At 73.0% G+C, this 21,574-nt stretch carries 21 protein-coding genes; 17 read left to right on the top strand and 4 right to left on the bottom strand.

The annotated features are described in order from the left end of the window. Positions 1-97 precede the first annotated feature (97 nt). The 5 genes from ACIPPS_RS05055 (at position 98) to ACIPPS_RS05035 (ending at position 4,360) form a co-directional block, all read left to right on the top strand. The gene (locus ACIPPS_RS05055; RefSeq protein ID WP_401426943.1) at positions 98-1,084 is read left to right on the top strand and encodes a L,D-transpeptidase family protein; all 987 of its coding nucleotides are present in this window, start codon (positions 98-100) and stop codon (positions 1,082-1,084) included. A gap of 41 nt (positions 1,085-1,125) precedes the next feature. Next, positions 1,126-2,274: an alanine racemase gene (alr, locus tag ACIPPS_RS05050; RefSeq protein ID WP_401426941.1), complete on the top strand. Its 1,149-nt coding sequence runs from the start codon at positions 1,126-1,128 to the stop codon at positions 2,272-2,274. A 125-nt stretch (positions 2,275-2,399) separates the two neighbouring features. Beyond that, positions 2,400-3,581, top strand: coding sequence for an alpha/beta fold hydrolase (locus ACIPPS_RS05045; RefSeq protein ID WP_401426939.1), 1,182 nt, complete (start codon positions 2,400-2,402; stop codon positions 3,579-3,581). A 9-nt stretch (positions 3,582-3,590) separates the two neighbouring features. After that, positions 3,591-4,082, top strand: a complete 492-nt coding sequence (tsaE, locus tag ACIPPS_RS05040) for a tRNA (adenosine(37)-N6)-threonylcarbamoyltransferase complex ATPase subunit type 1 TsaE (protein ID WP_401426937.1) — start codon at positions 3,591-3,593, stop codon at positions 4,080-4,082. A 110-nt stretch (positions 4,083-4,192) separates the two neighbouring features. After that, the gene (locus ACIPPS_RS05035; RefSeq protein WP_401426934.1) at positions 4,193-4,360 is read left to right on the top strand and encodes a hypothetical protein; all 168 of its coding nucleotides are present in this window, start codon (positions 4,193-4,195) and stop codon (positions 4,358-4,360) included. Positions 4,361-4,534: 174 nt separating this feature from the next. Here ACIPPS_RS05035 and ACIPPS_RS05030 read toward each other — a convergent pair whose 3' ends face one another. Then, complete coding sequence (locus tag ACIPPS_RS05030; protein WP_401426932.1) at positions 4,535-5,098, bottom strand: hypothetical protein; 564 nt, start codon at positions 5,096-5,098, stop codon at positions 4,535-4,537. Between the two features lie 134 nt (positions 5,099-5,232). Between ACIPPS_RS05030 and tsaB the strand changes: the two genes are divergently transcribed. The 8 genes from tsaB to ACIPPS_RS04990 all read left to right on the top strand — a co-directional run bounded on the left by tsaB (position 5,233) and on the right by ACIPPS_RS04990 (position 11,145). Further along, complete coding sequence (tsaB, locus tag ACIPPS_RS05025; RefSeq protein ID WP_401426929.1) at positions 5,233-5,904, top strand: tRNA (adenosine(37)-N6)-threonylcarbamoyltransferase complex dimerization subunit type 1 TsaB; 672 nt, start codon at positions 5,233-5,235, stop codon at positions 5,902-5,904. A gap of 41 nt (positions 5,905-5,945) precedes the next feature. Further along, positions 5,946-6,431 carry a ribosomal protein S18-alanine N-acetyltransferase gene (rimI, locus tag ACIPPS_RS05020; protein ID WP_401427226.1) on the top strand — a complete coding sequence of 162 codons (486 nt, stop codon included), beginning with the start codon at positions 5,946-5,948 and terminating at the stop codon, positions 6,429-6,431. After that, entirely contained in the window at positions 6,421-7,536 is a 1,116-nt protein-coding gene (tsaD, locus tag ACIPPS_RS05015; protein ID WP_401426927.1) for a tRNA (adenosine(37)-N6)-threonylcarbamoyltransferase complex transferase subunit TsaD, read from the top strand. The genes rimI and tsaD overlap by 11 nt, the downstream gene beginning before the upstream one ends. After that, entirely contained in the window at positions 7,533-7,787 is a 255-nt protein-coding gene (locus tag ACIPPS_RS05010) for a hypothetical protein (RefSeq protein WP_401426925.1), read from the top strand. Before tsaD ends, ACIPPS_RS05010 begins: the two co-directional genes overlap by 4 nt. Before the next feature lie 36 nt (positions 7,788-7,823). Then, the gene (locus tag ACIPPS_RS05005) at positions 7,824-8,753 is read left to right on the top strand and encodes a polysaccharide deacetylase family protein (protein ID WP_401426922.1); all 930 of its coding nucleotides are present in this window, start codon (positions 7,824-7,826) and stop codon (positions 8,751-8,753) included. 97 nt (positions 8,754-8,850) lie between these two features. After that, positions 8,851-9,207: a YciI family protein gene (locus ACIPPS_RS05000; protein ID WP_401426920.1), complete on the top strand. Its 357-nt coding sequence runs from the start codon at positions 8,851-8,853 to the stop codon at positions 9,205-9,207. Positions 9,208-9,240: 33 nt separating this feature from the next. After that, on the top strand, positions 9,241-10,485 hold the full coding sequence (locus tag ACIPPS_RS04995) for an RNA polymerase sigma factor (protein WP_401426918.1): 1,245 nt from the start codon (positions 9,241-9,243) through the stop codon (positions 10,483-10,485). A 42-nt stretch (positions 10,486-10,527) separates the two neighbouring features. Continuing rightward, positions 10,528-11,145, top strand: a complete 618-nt coding sequence (locus ACIPPS_RS04990; protein WP_401426916.1) for a hypothetical protein — start codon at positions 10,528-10,530, stop codon at positions 11,143-11,145. Positions 11,146-11,279: 134 nt separating this feature from the next. Here ACIPPS_RS04990 and ACIPPS_RS04985 read toward each other — a convergent pair whose 3' ends face one another. After that, positions 11,280-12,461: an SAM-dependent methyltransferase gene (locus ACIPPS_RS04985; protein ID WP_401426914.1), complete on the bottom strand. Its 1,182-nt coding sequence runs from the start codon at positions 12,459-12,461 to the stop codon at positions 11,280-11,282. Positions 12,462-12,543: 82 nt separating this feature from the next. Between ACIPPS_RS04985 and ACIPPS_RS04980 the strand changes: the two genes are divergently transcribed. The 3 genes from ACIPPS_RS04980 to groL all read left to right on the top strand — a co-directional run bounded on the left by ACIPPS_RS04980 (position 12,544) and on the right by groL (position 15,959). Next, positions 12,544-13,509, top strand: coding sequence for a polysaccharide deacetylase family protein (locus ACIPPS_RS04980; protein WP_401426912.1), 966 nt, complete (start codon positions 12,544-12,546; stop codon positions 13,507-13,509). 393 nt (positions 13,510-13,902) lie between these two features. Beyond that, a complete protein-coding gene (gene groES / locus ACIPPS_RS04975; RefSeq protein WP_024756677.1) occupies positions 13,903-14,211 on the top strand; it encodes a co-chaperone GroES in 309 nt (102 codons plus the stop codon). A gap of 119 nt (positions 14,212-14,330) precedes the next feature. After that, complete coding sequence (gene groL / locus ACIPPS_RS04970; protein ID WP_401426909.1) at positions 14,331-15,959, top strand: chaperonin GroEL; 1,629 nt, start codon at positions 14,331-14,333, stop codon at positions 15,957-15,959. Between the two features lie 206 nt (positions 15,960-16,165). On the opposite strand, the gene ACIPPS_RS04965 is transcribed toward groL, so the two are convergent. Next, complete coding sequence (locus ACIPPS_RS04965) at positions 16,166-16,864, bottom strand: ester cyclase (RefSeq protein ID WP_401426907.1); 699 nt, start codon at positions 16,862-16,864, stop codon at positions 16,166-16,168. Positions 16,865-17,005: 141 nt separating this feature from the next. On the opposite strand from ACIPPS_RS04965, the gene ACIPPS_RS04960 reads away from it, so the two are divergent. Then, complete coding sequence (locus ACIPPS_RS04960; protein WP_401426904.1) at positions 17,006-20,446, top strand: hypothetical protein; 3,441 nt, start codon at positions 17,006-17,008, stop codon at positions 20,444-20,446. On the opposite strand, the gene ACIPPS_RS04955 is transcribed toward ACIPPS_RS04960, so the two are convergent. Then, positions 20,423-21,460 carry a hydroxyacid dehydrogenase gene (locus ACIPPS_RS04955; RefSeq protein ID WP_401426902.1) on the bottom strand — a complete coding sequence of 346 codons (1,038 nt, stop codon included), beginning with the start codon at positions 21,458-21,460 and terminating at the stop codon, positions 20,423-20,425. The genes ACIPPS_RS04960 and ACIPPS_RS04955 overlap by 24 nt on opposite strands. Positions 21,461-21,574: the final 114 nt, after the last annotated feature.

Genomic DNA, 21,574 nt, shown 5'->3' with positions numbered 1-21,574 from the left:
CTGGCCCTCCCCACGTCGGCCCCCGGTCGGGCGAACCCGTTGGACCAGGCGTGGGGTTGGGCGGGCGGGGTGCGGTGGGGGCGGGTTGGCTGAAGGGGTGACCAGATGGAACGCGCCCTCCCGTGCCGTGACCCTGCTGCTCGTCGCCGCGACCGCCCTCGCGCCGGCCCCCGCCTACTCGGCCTCCGCCCACCCGGCCGCCGCCCCCGCTCCCGCCGACCCCGCGCCACCCGCCCCGGGCGAGCCGGGCGCCCCCGCCGAGTCGGACGCCCCCGCCGAGCCCGGCGATCCCGGTGACCCCGCCGCCCCCGGCGATCCCGCCGAGCCCGGCGCCGCGCCCGGTGAGCCCCTCGTCCCCGGGGTCGAAGGGGCGAGGGTGCCGGAGTATCCGATGGACACCCCCGACCAGGTGCTGCCGCCCGTACCGCAGGACGGCAGCGGCGGCGTCGTGCCCGTACCCGAGCCCGAGGGGGAGGTCGACGAACTGGTCGAGTACCTGCCCCGCAGCGCGCTCGCCGCCGCCTGCACCGCGCAGGCCGGGCCCCACCAGCGCCGCGTCGAGCGGCTGCTGAAGCTCAAGGTCGACGGCAGGCAGTCCACCGCCGACTGCAAGGCCATCCGCGCCTTCCAGGTCAAGGAGAAGATCAAGCCCGCCAAGGGCTACGCCGGTCCCGTCACCTGGGCCCGCGCCGAGCTGCTCGCCGCCCGCAAGAACCCCAACGCCGCCGGGAAGTGCCCGGTCACGTCCTCCACGGTCGCCTGTGTCGACCTCGACCGCGAGCTCATGTGGGTGCAGAAGGGGAAGAAGGTCACCTTCGCGGTGGTCAACATCCGCAGCGGGCGGCCCGGATATCGCACCCGTACCGGCTGGAAGAAGGTCTACCTGCGCAACAAGGACCACTGGTCCACCCTCTACAACACCCCCATGCCCTACTCCCAGTTCTTCGACGGCGGACAGGCCTTCCACGCCGTCTACGGTCAGCTCGCCACGCCCACCGGCAGCCGTGGTTGCGTCAATCTGAGCCACGCCGACGCCAAGAGGCTCTGGGGCGTGTTGCGCAAGGGTGACCGGGTCTACATCTGAGGTAAGCGGCCCGAACGCTGACACCTGAGAGACTGGGCGCGATGACTGAGACACCGCCGCCCCGCAGAGCCCGCGCCGAGATCGACCTCGGTGCGCTGCGTGCGAACGTCCGCACGCTGCGTGCCCGCGTCGCGCCCCACGTCCAGCTGATGGCCGTGGTCAAGGCCGACGCGTACGGCCACGGCGCCGTCCGCTGTGCCCGGGCCGCGCTCGACGCGGGCGCCGACTGGCTCGGCACCGCCACGCCCCACGAGGCGCTCGCGCTGCGCGCCGCCGGGATCACGGACGCGCGGATCCTGTGCTGGCTCTGGACCCCGGGCGACCCCTGGGCCGAGGGCATCGAGGCCGGGCTCGACATGACCGTGAGCGGGATGTGGGCGCTCGAAGAGGTCGTCGCCGCCGCCCGGAGCACCGGGCGGGCCGCGCGTGTCCAGCTCAAGGCCGACACCGGGCTCGGGCGCAACGGCTGCCAGCCCGCCGACTGGCCCGAACTCGTCGGCGAGGCCCTCAGGGCCCAGAAGGACGGGCTCCTCACCGTCACCGGACTCTGGTCGCACTTCGCCTGCGCCGACGAGCCCGGGCACCCCTCCATCGCCTCCCAGCTCGACGTGTTCCGCACGATGCTCGCCTACGCCGAGAAGGCCGGCGTCGAGCCCGAGGTCCGGCACATCGCCAACTCCCCGGCCACGCTCACCCTTCCCGAGACCCACTTCGACCTGGTCCGGCCCGGCATCGCGATGTACGGCGTGTCGCCCAGTCCCGAGATCGGCACCCCCGCCGACTTCGGGCTGCGTCCCGTGATGTCCCTGCTCGGCAGCGTCGCGCTGGTCAAGCAGGTGCCGGGCGGCCACGGGGTCAGTTACGGCCACCACTACATCACCGAGGGCGAGACCCACCTCGGGCTCGTCCCGCTCGGGTACGCCGACGGCATCCCGCGCCACGCCTCCGGCCGCGGACCGGTCCTGGTCGGCGACCGGATCCGGCGGGTGGCCGGGCGGGTCGCCATGGACCAGTTCGTCGTCGACCTCGGCACCGACGCCGTCGAGCCCGGCGCCGAGGCGCTGCTCTTCGGGCCCGGCGACCGGGGCGAGCCGACCGCCCAGGACTGGGCCGACGCCGCCGACACCATCGCGTACGAGATCGTCACCCGCATCGGCGCGCGCGTTCCGCGCGTCTATGTGGACGGGTAGCACCTGAACGGACCGAAGAAGGCGACCGACGACCGGCAAGGCGACCGACCGACCGGACAAGGCGACCGACCGACCGGACAAGGCGACCGACCGGACGACACGATCCGGCGGGGCAGGGCAGGGGAGTGGCAGTGAGCGAGGCCAGCACCGACAACTGGCGGCGTGCCGGGCTCGCCGGTGCCGCGATAGGCGTCCTGGCCGCCGGCGCGGCGGCGGGCATGGCCGTCGAGCGGCTGACCGTCGGGCGCGGCATGCGGCAGAAGGCGCGGCTCGCCCTCGACGCCTCCGCGCCCTACGGCTCCCTGCGCGGCGCGCCCGGGAAGGCGCCCGCCGACGACGGCACGGCGCTGTACTACGAGGTCGACGAGGTCGAGTCGGACGCCCCGGCGCCCCGCCGTCGCAGGCTCTTCGGCCGCAAGGCGCCCGCGCCCGTCACCGTCGTCTTCAGCCACGGCTACTGCCTGGGCCAGGACTCCTGGCACTTCCAGCGGGCGGCGCTGCGCGGCCTGATCCGTACCGTCTACTGGGACCAGCGCAGCCACGGACGCTCCGAGCGGGGCCTCGCCCAGTCCGGTCCGGACGGCGTTCCCGTGGCCATCGACCAGCTGGGCCGCGATCTGAAGGCCGTCATCGACGCGGCCGCGCCCGACGGGCCGCTGGTCCTGGTGGGGCACTCGATGGGCGGCATGACGATCATGGCCCTCGCCGACCGCTACCCGGAGCTGATCCGCGAACGGGTCGTCGGCGTCGCCTTCGTCGGTACGTCGGCGGGGAAGCTGGGCGAGGTCAACTACGGGCTGCCCACCGCCGGGGTCAACGTGGTGCGGCGGGTCCTGCCGGGGGTCCTCAAGGCGCTCGGCGCGCAGGCGGAGCTCGTCGAGCGGGGCCGCAGGGCCACGGCCGACCTGTTCGCCGGGCTGATCAAGAAGTACTCGTTCTCGTCGCGGGACGTGGATCCGGCCGTCGCCCGGTTCGCGGAGCGGATGATCGAGGCCACCCCGATCGACGTGGTGGCGGAGTTCTACCCGGCCTTCGCCGAGCACGACAAGGCGGCCGCGCTGGAGGTCTTCCGCGAGGTCCCGGTGCTCGCCCTCGCCGGCGACCGCGACCTGGTCACCCCCAGCTCCCACACCGAGGCCATCGCCGACCTGCTGCCGGACGCGGAGCTGGTCATCGTGCCCGACGCCGGGCACCTGGTGATGCTGGAGCACCCCGAAGCCGTGACGGACCGGCTCGCCGACCTGCTCGTGAAGGTCGGCGCGGTGCCCGCGACGGAGGCGGCCAAGGCGGGGGCCGGCAGCAGTTAGGTTGGCCGTATGGAAGAAGCGCACTCCACTGCCACCCTTGACGTCGACTCCCCCGAGGAGATGCGGGAGATCGGGCGCCGGCTGGCCACCATGCTCCGCCCCGGCGACCTCGTCATGCTCACCGGCGAGCTCGGCGCCGGGAAGACGACGCTCACCCGGGGCCTCGGCGAGGGCCTCGGGGTGCGCGGTGCCGTCACCTCCCCGACCTTCGTGATCGCCCGCGTCCACCCGTCCCTGGTCGGCGGTCCCGCCCTGGTCCACGTCGACGCGTACCGCCTGGGCGGCGGCCTCGACGAGATGGAGGACCTCGACCTGGACGTCTCGCTGCCCGAGTCGGTGGTGGTCGTGGAGTGGGGCGACGGCAAGGTCGAGGACCTCACGGACGACCGGTTGCACGTCCTGATCCACCGGGTCGTCGGCGACACGGACGACGACCGGCGCACGGTCGTGCTGCGCGGGATCGGCGCGCGGTGGGCCACCGAGAACCTCGCGCTGAGCTGAACGTACGTAGGTTCCGACAAGGTGTCGGGAAGATGTTGCGTCGGTCGTACGTGCCGTGGTGACATGGATGCACGAGCTGGTTAGGTGTACCTAACCTACGGGAGGCATGCATGGCGACGCCGGAGCGTGAGCACGCGGAAGCGCGGATGTCGATGAGCGAGCTGCTGGCGTCCTGCGCCGCGGCCGAGGCGGTGTCGAGACCCCCGCGCACGCCCGAGCCCACCCCGGAAGCGGACGAGACCGGGGACGGGCCGGAGATCGGGCGCGAGGCGGCGTAACCCGTACGGGTCATGCCGGAGCGCGCGCGGGGCTTGAGCGCTACGCGTCGACGACCTCCGCGCGCCCCGACGGCCTACGCGACGGCGGGCCCACGCGTCGACGACCTCCGCGCGCCCCGACGGCCTACGCGACGGCGGGCCCACGCGTCGACGACCTCCGCGCGCCCCGACGGCCTACGCGACGACGACGACCTTCGCGCCGATCGACGCGAAGGTCCACATCGCGTTGCCGTCGGCGCGCTTCATCCGGATGCCGCCCGTCTTCCGCTCCGGGTCCGGCGTCGGCAGCGTGCCGTCGACCGCCGCGCTGAAGCCGATCGAGACGTCCTGCTCGGTCGTGAACCGCACCACGTGCTCGATCCGCACGCCGTCCGAGCCGGTGACCGTGCCCGAGCGGGACGTCACCTTGTACGCCCCCGGGGCCGGATGGACCGTGCTCGGCACGACCGAGAAGGTGTGCGTGGCCTGGCCCTTCGTGTCCACCAGCCACACCCGGCGCTCGCCGAGCGCGTACACGACGCGCGCCCCGGTGCCCGAGTCCGCCGGCACCGCGAGCGGGTCCTTGACGGGCTTCTTGGGGCCGCCGGTCGCGGCCGCCGACGGCGCCGTGGTCGGGGCCTTCGGCTTGGCCGACACGTCCGCCGGAGCGTTCGCCGACGCCTGGTAGGCGAGGAAGGCGACCGCGGCGATCGCCGCCGCCGTGAGCCCGGCCACGAATCCCGAGCTGCTCCGTGCCACCCTGCTGCCCACCTCTCGCCCCCGGAGCCCTCGGCCCGGGAAGTACCCCCATACCTGTTCGACGTGACGGTAGCAGTCGCCGGCGACCGGGACGGGGCGCCGTGCGGACCGGCCGGGAGCCGTAGGCTGTTTGCGTGCTCTTGCTCGCCATGGATACCGCCACACCCGCCGTCACCGTCGCCCTCCACGACGGCGACTCCGTCGTCGCCGAGTCGCGGCAGATCGACGCCCGCCGCCACGGGGAGCTGCTGCTGCCCGCCGTCGACCGGGTCCTCACGGAGGCCGGGCTGAAGCTCGACGCGGTCACCGGCATCGTCGTCGGCGTCGGCCCGGGGCCGTACACCGGACTGCGCGTCGGGCTCGTCACCGCCGCCACCTTCGCCTCCGCCCTCGGCGTGCCCGTGCACGGCCTGTGCACCCTGGACGGACTCGCCCACGCCTCCGGGATCGAGGAGCCGTTCGTCGTCGCGACGGACGCGCGCCGCAAGGAGGTGTACTGGGCGCGGTACGACGACGCGCGTACGCGCGTCACCGACGCCGCCGTCGACCGGCCGGCCGAGATCGCCGACCAGGTCGCCGGGCTCCCCGTCGTCGGCGCCGGTGCCCGCCTGTACCCCGAGGTCTTCCCGGACGCCCGCGACCCCGAGCACCAGTCGGCGGCCGCGCTGGCGGCACTCGCGGCGGAGCGGCTCGCGGCGAGCGCGTCCGGCGCCGGCGACCCGGGCTTCCTCGACCCGCTGCCGATGTACCTGCGCCGCCCCGACGCGCAGGTGCCGAAGAACTACAAGGTGGTCACGCCCACGTGACCGCCGCCGTCCCCGCGACCACCGCCGCGACCCTGCGCGAGATGCGCTGGTGGGACATCGAGCCGGTGCTCGTGCTCGAACACGAGCTGTTCCCCGAGGACGCCTGGTCCGAAGGGATGTTCTGGTCCGAGCTGGCCCACGCCAGGGGCCCGCGCGCCACCCGCAGGTACGTCGTCGCGGAGGCCGAGGGCAAGCTCGTCGGCTATGCCGGACTCGCCGCCGCCGGTGGCCTCGGCGACGTCCAGACGATCGCCGTCGTCCGTGAGCAGTGGGGCACCGGGCTCGGCGCCCGGCTCCTCACCGACCTGCTCCAGCACGCCACCGCGTTCGAATGCGACGAGGTGCTCCTCGAGGTACGGGTGGACAACACCCGCGCCCAGAAGCTCTACGAGCGCTTCGGCTTCGAGCCGATCGGCTTCCGGCGCGGCTACTACCAGCCGGGCAACGTCGACGCGCTCGTGATGCGTCTGACCGTCCAAGCAACCGAGACCGAAACTGAAACAGAGACTGATTCCGATGGCTGCTGACGAACCGCTCGTACTCGGCATCGAGACCTCCTGCGACGAGACCGGGGTCGGCATCGTCCGAGGGACGACGCTGCTCGCCGACGCCATCGCCTCCAGCGTCGACACCCACGCCCGCTTCGGCGGCGTCGTGCCCGAGATCGCCTCCCGCGCGCACCTGGAGGCGATGGTCCCGACCATCGAGCGCGCCCTGAAGGAGGCCGGGGTCTCCGCCCGCGACCTCGACGGCATCGCCGTGACCGCCGGCCCCGGCCTCGCCGGAGCGCTGCTCGTCGGCGTCTCGGCCGCGAAGGCGTACGCGTACGCCCTGGGCAAGCCGCTGTACGGCGTGAACCACCTCGCCTCGCACATCTGCGTCGACCAGCTGGAGCACGGCCCGCTGCCCGAGCCCACGATGGCGCTGCTCGTCTCCGGCGGGCACTCCTCGCTGCTCCTCGCCCCGGACATCACCGCCGACGTCCGGCCGATGGGCGCGACCATCGACGACGCTGCGGGCGAGGCCTTCGACAAGATCGCCCGGGTGCTCGACCTCGGCTTTCCCGGCGGCCCGGTCATCGACCGGCTCGCCCGGGAGGGCGACCCGAAGGCGATCGCCTTCCCGCGCGGCCTGTCCGGCGCGAAGGACCCCGCGTACGACTTCTCCTTCTCCGGGCTGAAGACGGCGGTCGCCCGCTGGATCGAGGCCAAGCGGGCGGCGGGCGAGGAGGTGCCGGTACGGGACGTGGCGGCGTCCTTCCAGGAGGCCGTCGTCGACGTGCTCACCCGTAAGGCCGTCCGGGCCTGCAAGGACGAGGGCGTCGACCACCTGATGATCGGCGGCGGGGTCGCGGCCAACTCGCGGCTGCGGGCGCTCGCCCAGGAGCGGTGCGAGCGGGCCGGGATCCGGCTGCGGGTGCCCCGGCCCGGCCTGTGCACGGACAACGGCGCGATGGTGGCGGCCCTGGGCGCGGAGATGGTCGCCCGTAACCGGCCGGCCTCCGACTGGGAGCTGTCGGCGGACTCCTCGCTGCCGGTGACCGACCCGCACGTGCCGGGCAACCACGACCACGGTCACGGTCACTCCCACGACCACGTCCACGAGGTCAGCAAGGAGAACCTCTACTCATGAGGATCGCGCTGATGTGGGAGGCCCGGGCCGTCCAGGGCCGGGGCGCCGAACTCCTGGAGTGGGCGCGGGCGCAGGAGCTCGCCGTGGAGCCGCTGCGCCGCGAGGCCTTCCGCGCGCCGCAGGACCGGGTCCTCGTCCTCACCTGGTGGGAGACGGAGCCGTTCGACGCCGAGCTGCCGGAGCTGCCCGAGCCGGCGGCGGACCTGGTCACCCGCCCGGTGCACCGCTGGCGCTTCGAGTCCGTGGACTGAGGCAACCCGCGGCCGTCCGGTCGCATCATCCACGGCGTGACTCTCGGTGTGGACAAGAAGATCGTGACCTGGGCGGCGCTGACCGCCGCCGCCCTCCTCGTCTCGGGGTGCGGCGGCACGGCGGGGGCGGACTCCGGGACCGCTCCCGCGAGACCGGCCGCCTCGCCCCCGCCCGCCGCCGCCGAGGACAAGGCCCCCGGCGGGTCCGCCGAGCGCCCCGGTGGTGGCGCGCCGGACGAGCGCCCCGGTGGGTCCGCCGAGCGCCCCGGTGGGTCCGCCGAGGCCGCCGCCGCGTACCGGAAGTGGGGCCTGAAGCCCTTCGCCGCGCCGCCCGCCCCGCCGAGGACCAAGCCGGTCACGCGGAAGCCGGGCGGGCCCGTGCCGGTCATCAGCGAGATACCCACCCAGGACAGGGTCGTCTTCATCACGATCGACGACGGGGCCGAGAAGGACCCCGCGTTCGTTCGGATGATGGAGGAGCTGAACGTCCCGGTGACGATGTTCCTCACCGACTCCGCCATACGCGCCGACTACGGCTACTTCAAGCCGCTCACCGCCCTCGGCAACGGCGTCGCCAACCACACCCTCACCCACCCGAACCTCCGCACCCTCGGCCGGTCCGCCCAGCGCCAGGAGATCTGCGGCCAGCAGCGGAAGCTGGCGGAGGAGTACGGGACCACCCCCCGGCTCTTCCGGCCGCCCTACGGCAACTGGAACGAGGACACCCGCGCGGCCGCCGCCGAGTGCGGCGTGGACGCGATCGTGCTGTGGCGCGAGTCGATGCAGATCAAGAACATGCGGTACCAGCGCGGGGACAGGAAGCTGCACCCGGGCGACATCATCCTGGCCCACTTCCGCGGCCCGGCCGAGCTCAAGGGCACGTCGATGACCCGGATGACGGCGAACATGCTCCGCCACATCCAGGCGCAGGGCTTCACGGTGGCCCGCCTGGAGGACTACGTCTGAGAACTTCTCTCCTCGTGGTGTCGATGCGGGGCGACCCCGTTCGACGTATGAGTGAGAGGCGGGGAACGACCCCGCCCGCCACGCAAGGAGAACGACGATGCCCCGCTACCTGACGATGATCCGCATCGAGGAGGGCGCCTTCGAGATGGAGGAGGCCGACGCCGGCTTCGACGAGCGCATGGGCGCGCTCTTCGAGGAGATCACCAAGGCCGGCGTGATGCTGGAGACGGCCGGACTCAAGCCGACCGAGGAGGGCAAGCGTGTCGTGTGGGAGCGCGGCACGATCTCCTACACCGACGGCCCGTTCACCGAGACCAAGGAGGTCGTCGGCGGCTACTCGATCACCCAGTGCAAGGACCTGGCCGAGGCCGTCGAGTGGGGGAAGCGGTTCCTGGAGATCCACCCGCCGCAGTGGAAGGTGACCTGCGAGGTCCGCGAGATCGAAGAGATGTGACGCGGCCGGGGCGGGTGGTGTCATGGTTGATCCATGACCGCACCCGCCCCCGGCGCCGTCGAGACCGTCTTCCGGATGGAGTCGCCGCGGATCATCGCCGCCGTCGCGCGGATCGTCCGTGACGTCGGCATCGCCGAGGAGATCGCCCAGGACGCCTTCGTCGCGGCCCTGGAGCAGTGGCCGAGAACCGGCGTACCCGACCGGCCGGGGGCCTGGCTGACGGCCGCCGCGAAGAACCGCGCCGTGGATCTCGTACGGCGCCGGGAGACGTACGCGCGCAAGCTGGCCGAGGTCGGGCGTGAGGTGCCGGAGTCCTCGTACGACCCCGAGCCGTCCGGGCCCGGTGACATCGACGACGATCTGCTGCGGCTGATCTTCACCGCCTGCCACCCGGTGCTCTCCGCCGAGGCGCGGACCGCGCTCACCCTGCGCCTGGTCGGCGGGCTGCGCACGGACGAGATCGCCCGCGCCTTCCTCGTGCCGGAGGCGACGGTCGCGCAGCGGATCGTCCGGGCGAAGCGGACGCTGGCGAAGGCGGGCGTGGAGTTCGAGGTGCCGTACGGGCAGGAGCGGGCGGCCCGGCTCGGCTCGGTCCTGGACGTCATCTACCTCGTCTTCAACGAGGGGTACGCGGCGACGGCGGGCGACGACCTGCTGCGCCCGGCGCTCTGCGAGGACGCGCTGCGGCTGGCCCGGGTGCTCGAAGGGCTGATGCCGAAGGAGGGCGAAGTCCACGGGCTCGCCGCCCTCTTGGAGATCCAGGCCTCCCGGACGGCGGCGCGCACCGGTCCGGACGGGCGGCCGGTGCTGATCGCCGACCAGGACCGCGGCCGCTGGGACCGGCGGCTCATCCGGCGCGGCTTCGACGCGCTGGGACGGGCGGGCGAGGGCGTGACGTACGGTCCGTACGCCCTCCAGGCCGCCATCGCCGCCTGCCACGCGAAGGCGGGCACGTACGAGGAGACGGACTGGCGGACGATCGCCGCGCTGTACGGGCGCCTCGCGGTCGTCGCGCCCTCCCCGGTGGTCGAGTTGAACCGGGCGGTGGCCGTCTCCATGTCCGAGGGCCCGGCGGCCGCCCTGGCCCTCGTCGACGCCCTGACCGAGGAACCGGCCCTGTCCGGCTACCACTTGCTGCCGAGCGTCCGGGGCGACCTGCTGCGGCGCCTCGGCCGTACGGAGGAGGCCCGCGCGGAGTTCGCGCGCGCGGCGGCCCTGACCCGCAACGAACGGGAGCGCGAACTGCTGCGCGGGCGGGCGGAAGAGGCGGGCGGGTGAGGCGGAGGAGGAGGGGAGTCGGGGCTCGGTAGTCTCGGCCGTATGTCGTCACGCGCACCGCTGCCCCCACCCCCACCGCCGGTCGAGATACGGAGCTGGCCCGACCGGGAGGCCCGACTGGCCGACCGGGCGCGGGCGATGGCCGAGCTCAACCGCCGTCTGCTGGGCGGCGCACGGCTGTCGGTCTTCCTGGTGTGGGTGGCGACCCTCCAACTGGGCTGGGGGCTGTGCGGCTCCGGGTTCATCATGCTCGACGAGTCGCTCGACCCCATCTCGGGCCTGTTCGCGTGCTTCTTCGTGGCCCTTGGCCTGGGCGCCGTCGTCCCCGCCGTCTTCTTCCTCGCCCGGGGCGTGCGTCGGGACCGCGAGGCGCGGGAGCGGCTGACGCTGTGGGCCGCCGTGGACGCCGACCGCGCGGCCGACGCCCGGCTGCGCAGGCCCGTCCTGAGCGTCGTCTGGCTGCTGGTCTCCTTCGCGCTGTGCGCGGTCGGCCTGTGGCTCTCCCTGGCCGCGCCCGCCGAGGCGACCGGCCCGGGGCGCGGCGGCTACGGCCTCGTGACCTACTTCATGGGCGCCGCGCTCGGGCTGTGGGTCAGCGGCCTGACCGGCGTGGTGAAGGCGGTCGGCCATTACCGGCTGGCGGTGCGGCTCGTGGCGTAACGGACGGCCCGACTGCCGACGGCCCCGCCGCTACGGGGCGGGAGTGCCGACACGGGGGGCTACAGCGGCGGCGGTTGTAACGCCGAGGGCTACAGCGCCGGCGGTTATGGCGGCGGGGGCTCCAGCACCGTGGGCTACCGCGCCGGGTGGCCGATCAGCGTCGTCGGGGCGCCCGCGACGCGGGTCAGGAAGACTGTGGCCGCGTTCGGTCCCTTCGGCTTGACCCGGCGGCGGATCTCCTCCGGTTCGACCGCGGAGCCGCGCTTCTTCACCGTCAGCGTGCCGACCTCCCGCTCGCGCAGCAGGGCCTTCAACTTCTTGAGGTTGAAGGGGAGTTCGTCGGTGATCTCGTACGCCGTGGCGAACGGCGTCGGGACGAGGGCGTCCGCCGTGACGTACGCGATGGTCTCGTCGACCAGGCCCCCGGACAGCTCCTCCGCCACCTCGGCGACCAGGTGCGCGCGGATGACCGCGCCGTCCGGTTCGTAGAGGTAGCGGCCGACCGGGCGCACGGCGGGGTCGGGCAGGTCGCGGCCGATGAGGCTCGCGCCGGCGGGCAGGAGGGTGGCGCGCCGCTCGCCGGGGGAGGTGCCGAACCACAGCACGGCCTCCTTGACGTCGCCGCCGTCCGAGATCCACTCCGCCTCGGCCTCCGCCGGCACCGCCTCGTGCGGGATGCCGGGCGCGATCTTCAGCGCCGCGCGCGGGGCCTTGCGGGCGGCCTCGACCGCCCAGGAGAGCGGCGGCGAGTACGCCTCGGGGTCGAAGATGCGCCCCCGGCCGCCGCGCCGCGCCGGGTCCACGAAGACGGCGTCGTACGGGCTTGTGTCGATCTCGGTCACGTCCGCGCACCGCACCTCGATCAGGTCGGTCAGCCCGAGGGCCTCGGCGTTGGCGCGGGCGACCTCCGCCGTCAGCGGGTCCCGGTCCACGGCCAGGACCGCGATCCCGGCCCGGGCGAACGCGAGGGCGTCCCCGCCGACCCCGCCGCAGAGGTCGGCCACCCGGCGCACGCCGAGCGCGCGCAGGCGTTGTGCGCGGTACGCCCCGACCGTCGCGCGCGTCGACTGCTCGACGCCGTGCGGGGTGAAGTACATCCGGTACGCGTCCTCGGCGCCGAACTTCGCCACCGCGCGCTGTCGCAGCCGGGCCTGCCCGAGGGCCGCCGAGACCAGGTCGGCGGGGTGCTCGCGGCGCAGCCGGGAGGCGACGGCCAGTTCCTGGGCGGGGTCGTAGTCGCGCAGGGCGGCGAGCAGCGTCTGGCCCTCGGGGGCGAGCAGGGCGGTGAAGGCGGCGAGGTCGGTCACCCGTCCCATTGTGGGCCAGCCGGGGGATGGTGGGCGCCGGGCGGCGGTGTCTCCGGCCGTGCGGGGCGCTCCGCTGACAGGATGCGGCGCCATGCAGCTAGTAAGACAAAAGGACGAAATTCGCCCGAAGAGAGTGGCGGCGCGCATCCGTCGCTCGGTGGGCGCCGCACTGGTCGTCGCCGCGCTCGGATCCGCCTGCGCGGGTCCCTCTGCCGACGGGGAGGGCACCGCGGGCGCGCCCGCGGCCGGGCAGAAGGGCCCCGCGCGCCCCGACGCCGGCCGGCAGCGGCCCGAGGGCGCGGCCGCCGCGCTCGACTCGTACGTCGAGAAGGTCCGCGAACTCCGCGCCGCACGGGTCGTCGCCGCCAGGAAGTGGGGCCTGGAACGGCCGCCGCTGGAGGCGCCGGCCCCGCCCGCGGTGAAGCCGAAGATCACCACCCGCAAGGGCTTCGAGACGGACGGCGAGGGGCTGCCGCCGGTCTTCACCACCGTGCCGACGAAGCAGAAGGTCGTCTTCCTGACGATCGACGACGGCGCGGAGAAGGATCCGGAGCTGGTCCGGATGATGAGCGAGCTGAGGATCCCCTACAGCGCCTTCCTCAGCGACTACCTCGTCAAGGAGGACTACGGCTACTTCAAGAAGATGCAGGACGCCGGCGTCTCCCTGCACAACCACACTCTCAACCACCGCTATCTGCCCGGGCTCTCGTACAGCGCGCAGAAGCGCGAGATCTGCGGGATGCAGGACGTCATCGAGAAGCGGTACGGGAAGCGTCCCCCGCTCTTCCGGCCGCCGTACGGCAACTACAACGAGGACACGCTGCGCGCGGCCGCGTCGTGCGGGGTGAAGGCGGTTCCGCTGTGGGCCTCGGAGGCTTTCCCGGACCGGATGGAGTGGCGGGAGTGGGACCGGGACCTGCACCCCGGCGACATCGTGCTCACCCACTTCCGGGGCAAGGAGGACTGGAAGGGCTCGATGCCGGACATGATCCGCCGGGTGATGAAGACGATCACGGCCAAGGGGTACGCGGTCGCGAAGCTCGAGGACTACGTGTGACCGGCGCGCGCCGGTCGGCGGTCGGCCTCGCGCTGGCCGGCGCGCTCCTGGGGGTCTCGGGGTGCGCGACGTCGGTGGACCCGATCGAACGCCTGGGACGGAAGGCGGCGGTGGAGCTGCGGGAGCTGGGAGAGCTGCGGGAACAGGGGCGGAACGATCCCGTCCGACGTGCCGTTTCCCGTAGGGACGTGCCCCCCGCGCCGCGGCGCGCCGCACTGAATTGGCACTCCGCTTGACCGAGTGCTAATCGCGGTCATAGTCTCAGGTCTGGCACTCCCCACTGGAGAGTGCCAACACAGCGACGGGCAGGTCCGGCACCCGCGACGACGGATCCACCTGGTCGCCACCCCAGACAGTTAGCCCCGTGAGATCTCCGAAGGGGGAGGTCGGATCGTGACGACCACCAGCTCCAAGGTTGCCATCAAGCCGCTCGAGGACCGCATCGTGGTCCAGCCGCTCGACGCCGAGCAGACCACCGCCTCTGGCCTGGTCATCCCGGACACCGCGAAGGAGAAGCCCCAGGAGGGTGCTGTCCTCGCGGTGGGCCCGGGTCGCTTCGAGAACGGCGAGCGCCTGCCGCTCGACGTCCAGGTCGGCGACGTCGTGCTGTACAGCAAGTACGGCGGCACCGAGGTGAAGTACAACGGCGAGGAGTTCCTCGTCCTCTCGGCTCGCGACGTGCTCGCGATCATCGAGAAGTAATTCACCGAAGTACCTGAAGCGGATGCTTTGAGCTGCGCCCCTGACCCCCCACCGGGCGTCCGGGGCGCAGTTCGTTTCACCAGTTTCACCACGAAATCCGAGAGGGCTGAATCGCTCCCATGGCGAAGATCCTGAAGTTCGACGAGGACGCCCGTCGCGCCCTTGAGCGCGGCGTCAACAAGCTTGCCGACACGGTGAAGGTGACGATCGGCCCCAAGGGTCGCAACGTCGTCATCGACAAGAAGTTCGGCGCTCCCACCATCACCAACGACGGTGTCACGATCGCCCGCGAGGTCGAGATCGAGGACCCGTACGAGAACCTCGGTGCCCAGCTGGTGAAGGAGGTGGCGACCAAGACCAACGACATCGCGGGTGACGGCACCACCACCGCCACCGTGCTCGCCCAGGCGCTCGTCCGCGAGGGCCTGAAGAACGTCGCCGCGGGTGCCTCCCCGGCCGCCCTGAAGAAGGGCATCGACGCCGCGGTCAAGGCCGTCTCCGACGAGCTGCTCGCGACCGCCCGTCCGATCGAGGACAAGTCCGACATCGCCGCCGTGGCCGCGCTCTCCGCGCAGGACCAGCAGGTCGGCGAGCTCATCGCCGAGGCGATGGACAAGGTCGGCAAGGACGGTGTCATCACCGTCGAGGAGTCCAACACCTTCGGTCTGGAGCTCGACTTCACCGAGGGCATGGCCTTCGACAAGGGCTACCTGTCCCCGTACATGGTGACCGACCAGGAGCGTATGGAGGCCGTCCTCGACGACCCCTACATCCTGATCAACCAGGGCAAGATCTCCTCGATCCAGGACCTGCTGCCGCTCCTGGAGAAGGTCATCCAGGCCGGCTCCTCCAAGCCGCTGCTGATCATCGCCGAGGACGTCGAGGGTGAGGCCCTGTCGACCCTGGTCGTGAACAAGATCCGTGGCACCTTCAACGCCGTGGCCGTCAAGGCCCCGGGCTTCGGCGACCGCCGCAAGGCGATGCTCGGCGACATGGCCACCCTCACCGGTGCCACCGTCATCGCCGAGGAGGTCGGCCTCAAGCTCGACCAGGCCGGTCTGGACGTGCTGGGCACCGCCCGCCGCGTGACGATCACCAAGGACGACACCACCATCGTCGACGGTGGCGGCAAGTCCGAGGACGTCGCGGGCCGCGTCAACCAGATCAAGGCCGAGATCGAGTCCACCGACTCCGACTGGGACCGCGAGAAGCTCCAGGAGCGCCTCGCGAAGCTGGCCGGCGGCGTGTGCGTGATCAAGGTCGGCGCCGCCACCGAGGTGGAGCTGAAGGAGAAGAAGCACCGTCTGGAGGACGCCATCTCCGCGACCCGCGCCGCGGTCGAGGAGGGCATCGTCTCCGGTGGTGGCTCCGCTCTGGTCCACGCCGTCAAGGTCCTCGAGGGCAACCTCGGCAAGACCGGCGACGAGGCCACGGGTGTCGCGGTCGTCCGCCGCGCCGCCGTCGAGCCGCTGCGCTGGATCGCGGAGAACGCCGGCCTCGAGGGCTACGTCATCACCTCGAAGGTGGCGGAGCTGGACAAGGGCAACGGCTTCAACGCCGCCACCGGCGAGTACGGCGACCTGGTCAAGGCCGGCGTCATCGACCCGGTGAAGGTGACGCGCTCCGCGCTGGAGAACGCCGCCTCGATCGCCTCCCTCCTCCTCACCACCGAGACCCTCGTGGTGGAGAAGAAGGAAGAGGAGCCGGCGGACGGTGGCCACGGCCACGGTCACGGCCACTCGCACTGACGCGCGCGTAACCGCTCACTGAGGTCCGGTGCCCCGCTGGGGGCGCCGGACCTCGGCGTTTGGTGACGCCGGGACCTACGGCCTCCACGGCGCCCAGGGCTACGACCTCGACCGCGCCCAGGGGCTACGACCTCGACCGCGCCCAGGGGCTACGGGCTCCACCCCGCCAGGGCCAACGGCCTCCACGGCGCGGCGCCCAGGGCGGCCTACGCCTCCACCGCGCCCAGCTGCCCCATGAGCCCGAGCAGGTCGTACTGCCACCACCCCTCCGTGATCTTCCCGTCGTGCCGGAACTGGTGGATGGTCGTGCCGGTCATGGACACCTTCATGCCGGTGGGCTGGAGCCCCATGAAGTCGCCGTTGTGCGTCGCGATCAAGGTCCACCGCGTGCAGACCCGGTCGCCCTCGGCGATCTGGTCGTTGACGGTGAAGGCGAGGTCGAACCCGTTGCGCCACATCTCCGCCTCACGGCGGACCGCGTCCATGCCGATGACGTCCTGCTCGTTGGTCGGATCGTGGTCGTGGTACCCCTCGGCCAGCACCTCGTCGAGCGGTGGCAGCTCGCCCTCGGCGGTCATGAGCTCGAAGAGCCGACGGGCGTTGCTCTTGTACAGCTGCTCGTCCCGGACGATGTCGAGGTCCGTGAACGTCGGCATCTCGTCACAGAGCGCGATCATCTCCCGGAAGATGCGATCCGTCTCCGGAAGCTGCGAGTTGGTCATCGCGACCTCGTAGGAGGGGAACTCCACGATCTCCACGAGGTGGGACGAGTCGGAGCGGTCCTTGCCGATGACGCTGTGCGTGGCGGTCCGCTTGCCCTGGGTCTGATCGACCCACTTGTCCATGAGCCGGTTCAGATCGTCGAACCGACTGGTTTTGCAGTCAATTATCTGTACGAAGGTCATGGTGCCTCCCGGACCGGGTGGTCCCTTCCATCGTAGGTCGTGTCCGGAAAGTCTGGCCTGGCTCGCGACGCCCGGCACGCACGCTCGCCGCGCATACTGTCCGGACACTCCCTGGGCCCGGACGCCTGACAGCATGAGGTCATGCAGCAGGCGCGGGGGAAGCAGTCGGTCGCCGTGGGGGGCGACGCGGGCATCGTGGTGACCGGCTCCCACAACCAGGTCGTCACGGCGTCGCCGGTCCGCTCGGCGTACGGGCAGCAGGTCCGCAGGCTCGCCCCGGAGGAACTGGTCGGCCGGGACGCGGAGTTGGCCGCGCTGACGGACTTCTGCACCGGGCGCTCCGGCCCCTCGTACGCCTGGTGGCGCGCGGAGGCCTGGGCGGGCAAGACGGCGCTGCTGTCCTGGTTCGCCCTCCATCCGCCCCAGGGCGTCCGTATCGTGCCCTTCTTCATCACGGCCCGGCTGGGCGCCCAGAACGACGCCGTGGCGTACGTGGACGTGGTCCTGGAGCAGCTCGCCGAGCTGGCGGGCGAAGGCCTGCCGGCCCTGCTCACCGCGGCCACCCGCGAGGCCCACCTGCTCCGCCTCTACGGGGAGGCGGCCCGGGCCTGCGCCAGGCGGGGCGAACGCCTGGTCCTCCTGGTCGACGGCCTGGACGAGGACCGGGGCGTCACGACGGGCCCGGACGCGCACTCGATCGCGAGCCTGCTGCCGACCGACCTCCCGGTCATCGTCTCGGGGCGCCTCAACCCCCCGCTCCCGGCGGACGTCCCGCCCGGCCACCCGCTCCAGGACCCCGCGATCGTCAGGCTCCTGGAGCCCTCCCCGTACGCCCGCGCGATCCGTGCCGAGGCGGAGCGCGAGCTGAAGCGACTCCTGGAGTCGGCCGGCACGGCGGGCGACGTCCTGGCCCTGCTCACCGCGGCCGGCGGCGGCCTCACGGCGGACGACCTGGCCGAGCTGACCGGGGAAGTCCCGTACCGCGTGAAGGATCTGCTGCGCACCGGCCCCGGCCGCACCTTCGCCCTCGTCGGACAGTCGTACATCCTCGCCCACGAAGAACTCGCGGTCCACGCGCGCGAGATGCTGGGGGAGCGGGAGCTGCACCGCCGACGGGGAACGCTGCACACCTGGGCGGAGGAGTGGCGGGCGAAGGGGTGGCCGGAGGGGACGCCGGAGTACCTGCTGCGGGGGTACGTCTCGATGCTGCGGACGGCCGGAGACCTCGACCGCATGCTGACGTGCGCGCTCGACGAGGCCCGCCACGACCGGATGATGGAGGAGACGGGCGGGGACGTCCTGGCGTTCGAAGAGATACGGATGACGGAAGAGGCGTGCGTCCGCGCGGGCGTCCCGGACCTCGTCGACGTCGTCCGGCTGGTCATCCGCCGGGAGGAGCTGGAAGGCCGGAACGGCAATGTGCAGGGGACGCTGCCGTGGGCCTGGGCCTCGCTCGGCCAGGACCGCCGAGCCGAGGCGCTCGCGCACAGCATCCCGAGCCTCGACTGGCGCGCGCTCGCGCTGGTGGACATCGGCGTCGTCTACCTCGACCGGGGCGATCCGGTGGACGCCGTGCGGGTGTGGGAGGACGCGGAGGCGCTCGCGGACCTGCCCGACTACAGCGGGGCCGACGAGTGGGAGGTGGCCCTCGCGCAGCTGAGCATCGGCTGGGCGAGGGCCGGGCGCCTCGACCGTGCGGAGCGACTGGCGACCGGGCTCGTGGAGCCGGCCGACCGGGCCGTCGCGCTGCCCGGCGTGGCCGGGGAGTGCGCGCGGGCCGGGGACGCCGAACGGGTGGAACGGCTGGCGACCGCGGCGGGCCCGGCGGGGGAGGCCCTGGTGCGCGTTCGGGTCGCGCTGGAGCTGTCGTGGGCCGGACGCGGTGGAGAGGCGGCGGCGCACCTGGCACGGGCGGACGCGGCGGTCGCTGCCTCCGACACCCCGGCCGAGGTGTTCGACCTCCTGACGTCGATGGGTGAGGACGAGCGGGCCCGGGCCGTGGCCCGGACCCACGCGGCGGATCCGAACGTGGCACTGGCCGAGATCCGGTGGGCGGCGGGCCGGGGCAGGTACGACCTGGCCGAGGAACTGGCGCGCGCCATGGACGACGTACGCCACCGGAGTGAGGCGCTCGCGGTCCTGGTCGCCGCGCTGGCGGACACCGGCCGGCTCGACCGGGCGGAGGCCCTGGCGCGTGAGCGGGCCGACGAGGCCTTCCCCGACCACCTGCTGGAACCGCTCGTCGAGTCGATCGCCCGGACCGGCGACTTCGCCCGCGCCCGGGCGCTGGCCTGCGCGGTCGCCCCCACGGATCCGGTCCAGCACGCCCTGGTACGAGGCGTGGTGGCGGCGGTCGTGGCGGCGGGTGGCGAACGACGGCTGGTGCGGGAGGCGGCTTCCGTGGTCGCCGAGGTGGAGGCCAGGATGCGTGTCGCGCGACCGGGAGGAAGCCTCGACGTCCTGGAGACCGCCCGGTGTCTCGCGGAGGTCGGGTGCGGCGACGAGGCGCGTTCGTTGCTGCGGCACATCGAGGCGGAGCTCGGGCTCGGCGCCGCCGAGGACGGCGCGCCCGTCGCGCCCCTGTGGCCGGTCGAGGCCGCTCTCGCGGCCCGGGCGCTGGCATGGGCGGGCGAGTTCGACCGGGCGACGGAGCTGATGCGGCGCCTGGACGCGGACATCATGGGGGGAATGGCCTGCCGGGCCCTCGTCGAACGGCTCTGGTGGGCCGAGGAGTTCACCCGCGCCGAGGCGGTCGTGGCCGAGGCACATCGGACCGGCAGGGTCGATCTGTGGTGTGTGCTGGCCTGCCTGGCGGCCGACTCCGGTCACCTGGACGACGCCGAGCGGTTCGCGCGCGCCGCGGCCACGCCTGACGAGCGCGTGCGGGCCTGGGCCCGGCTCGCCGTCGGCTGGGCGCGGGCCGATGAGCCCGCCCGGGCCCGCGACGCCTTCGCGAGGGCACGCTCGCACGCCGAGGAGGGCGACGACGAGGGCGGTGACGGCGGTGCTGTACGGGGCGACGACGAAGGCGGGGACGTCGGCGCAGGCGAGCGCGGTGACCATGGCGAGCGCGACGACGAAGGCGGGACCGTCGTGCGGGGCCGTCCCGAGCTCGTCGCGGCCTCCTTCGCCGTGGGCGAGGAGGAGGCGGGCGCCGCGATGCTCGCCGCCGTCGTCGCCTGGGAGGACGCCCCGATCTGGTACCTGACGCGCGTCGTGACCGCCTTGGCCGAGGCGGGGGAGGACGACAGAGCCCGCACGCTCGCCCGGGGCGCGACCGACCCGGCGAAGCGGGATCATCTCGTCGGGAGCCTGGTGCGTGCCCTGACGGCGGCGGGGCGGCACGACCGGGCGGCGGAGTGCGCGCGCGGCTTCGGCAGGCCCGACGACCCCACCAGCGTGGACGAACTGCGTTCCTGGGCCTCTCTCGCGCTCGGGGTCGAGCCCGCGCGCGGGCGCCTGATGATGGCGCGGCTGTTACGGCACGAGGCGCTCGTGAACGTGCTGCCGTCCGTGCTGCGCCTCGAACCCCGTGCCGTCCCCGTCGTCGTGGACGCCCTACGCCGAGCGCGTCAGGTCTGACGGGCGTACCGGATCGGTGAACGGCTCGCCCCGTGCGTACCGTTCCACCTCCCCGAGCGCCTGGTCCGCCATACGGTGCAGTTCGTTGCCGAGCGAGCCCGCCATGTGCGGGGTCAGCAGCACGTTCGGGAGCGTCCAGAGGGGGGAGTCGGGGGACGGGACCTCCGGGTCGGTGACGTCCAGGATCGCGTGCAGGCGGCCGGCCGTGAGGTGGAGGAGCAGTGTCGGCTCGTCGACCAGGGTGCCGCGCGAGGTGTTGATCAGGGTCGCGCCGTCCGGCATCAGGGCCAGCTGCCGGGGACCGATCATCCGGTACGTGGACGGCAGCTGGGGCGCGTGGACCGAGACGATCGTGCTGTGGGCGCACAGGTCGTCCAGGTCCACGAGCCGCACGCCGAGCTCGCGCGCCTCGTCGGCCGTCACGTACGGGTCGTGGAGCAGCACCTCGAAGTCGAAGGGGCGCAGGAGTTCCACGACCCGGCGGCCGATCCGGGAGGCGCCGACGAGCCCGACCGTACGGCGGTAGTTGCCCCATGCCGCAGACTCGGTCGTCCACGCGCCGCCCGGGTGGCCCTCCCCGTACCACTGGGCCGAGGGCAGGACCCCCTTCCCCGCGAAGAGGATCGCGGCGAGCGTGTACTCGGCGACGGGCAGGGCGTTGGCGGCGGCCGTGGACGTGACGGCGAGTCCCCGCTCCCAACAGGCCTCGGTGATGTGGTGCTTCACCGAACCGGCCGCGTGGACGACCGCCCTGAGGCGCGGGGCGCGGGCCAGGACGTCGGCGGTCAGCGGGGGCGCGCCCCAGCAGGTGAGGAGCAGTTCGGCCGAGGCCAGGGCCTCCGCGAGCGGGGGGCCCGGCGCGGCCAGGTCGTGGGCGACGAGGTGCGGGTCGGTGTGGGTGAGCGCGGCGAGGCGCGCGCGGTGGTCGTCGGTGAGGAGGTGGCTGTCGACGCCCGGGCCCATGGAGAGGAGGAGCGTCGGGCGACTGGCGATGGCTCGGTGCGTGGTGGACATCGTGGCTCGATCCTGTGACCGTCCATGACCGAAGTCAAGATCGAAAGATTGATTGATCGGAAGGAGATCGTATCGATCGGCGGCGGCGAGAGCCGGAGCCCGGGCCGAGGTCGC

The organism is Streptomyces sp. NPDC090127, assembly GCF_044746945.1.
In the GTDB taxonomy this organism is placed as follows: domain Bacteria; phylum Actinomycetota; class Actinomycetes; order Streptomycetales; family Streptomycetaceae; genus Streptomyces.
Note: the sequence above shows the minus strand (reverse complement) of the source record. Positions and strands in the feature narration are given on the sequence as shown.

What these genes read in the sequence shown, in the direction of transcription:
- tsaD (WP_401426927.1), top strand. Translation starts at nt 6,421, where the DNA reads ATGGCTGCTGACGAACCGCTCGTACTCGGCATCGAGACCTCCTGCGAC.
- ACIPPS_RS04990 (WP_401426916.1), top strand. Translation starts at nt 10,528, where the DNA reads ATGTCGTCACGCGCACCGCTGCCCCCACCCCCACCGCCGGTCGAGATA.
- ACIPPS_RS04960 (WP_401426904.1), top strand. Translation starts at nt 17,006, where the DNA reads ATGCAGCAGGCGCGGGGGAAGCAGTCGGTCGCCGTGGGGGGCGACGCG.
- rimI (WP_401427226.1), top strand. Translation starts at nt 5,946, where the DNA reads ATGCGCTGGTGGGACATCGAGCCGGTGCTCGTGCTCGAACACGAGCTG.
- ACIPPS_RS05000 (WP_401426920.1), top strand. Translation starts at nt 8,851, where the DNA reads ATGCCCCGCTACCTGACGATGATCCGCATCGAGGAGGGCGCCTTCGAG.
- tsaE (WP_401426937.1), top strand. Translation starts at nt 3,591, where the DNA reads ATGGAAGAAGCGCACTCCACTGCCACCCTTGACGTCGACTCCCCCGAG.
- ACIPPS_RS04980 (WP_401426912.1), top strand. Translation starts at nt 12,544, where the DNA reads ATGCAGCTAGTAAGACAAAAGGACGAAATTCGCCCGAAGAGAGTGGCG.
- ACIPPS_RS05010 (WP_401426925.1), top strand. Translation starts at nt 7,533, where the DNA reads ATGAGGATCGCGCTGATGTGGGAGGCCCGGGCCGTCCAGGGCCGGGGC.
- ACIPPS_RS05035 (WP_401426934.1), top strand. Translation starts at nt 4,193, where the DNA reads ATGGCGACGCCGGAGCGTGAGCACGCGGAAGCGCGGATGTCGATGAGC.
- ACIPPS_RS04985 (WP_401426914.1), bottom strand. Translation starts at nt 12,461, where the DNA reads ATGGGACGGGTGACCGACCTCGCCGCCTTCACCGCCCTGCTCGCCCCC.
- alr (WP_401426941.1), top strand. Translation starts at nt 1,126, where the DNA reads ATGACTGAGACACCGCCGCCCCGCAGAGCCCGCGCCGAGATCGACCTC.
- ACIPPS_RS04965 (WP_401426907.1), bottom strand. Translation starts at nt 16,864, where the DNA reads ATGACCTTCGTACAGATAATTGACTGCAAAACCAGTCGGTTCGACGAT.
- groL (WP_401426909.1), top strand. Translation starts at nt 14,331, where the DNA reads ATGGCGAAGATCCTGAAGTTCGACGAGGACGCCCGTCGCGCCCTTGAG.
- ACIPPS_RS04955 (WP_401426902.1), bottom strand. Translation starts at nt 21,460, where the DNA reads ATGTCCACCACGCACCGAGCCATCGCCAGTCGCCCGACGCTCCTCCTC.
- ACIPPS_RS04995 (WP_401426918.1), top strand. Translation starts at nt 9,241, where the DNA reads ATGACCGCACCCGCCCCCGGCGCCGTCGAGACCGTCTTCCGGATGGAG.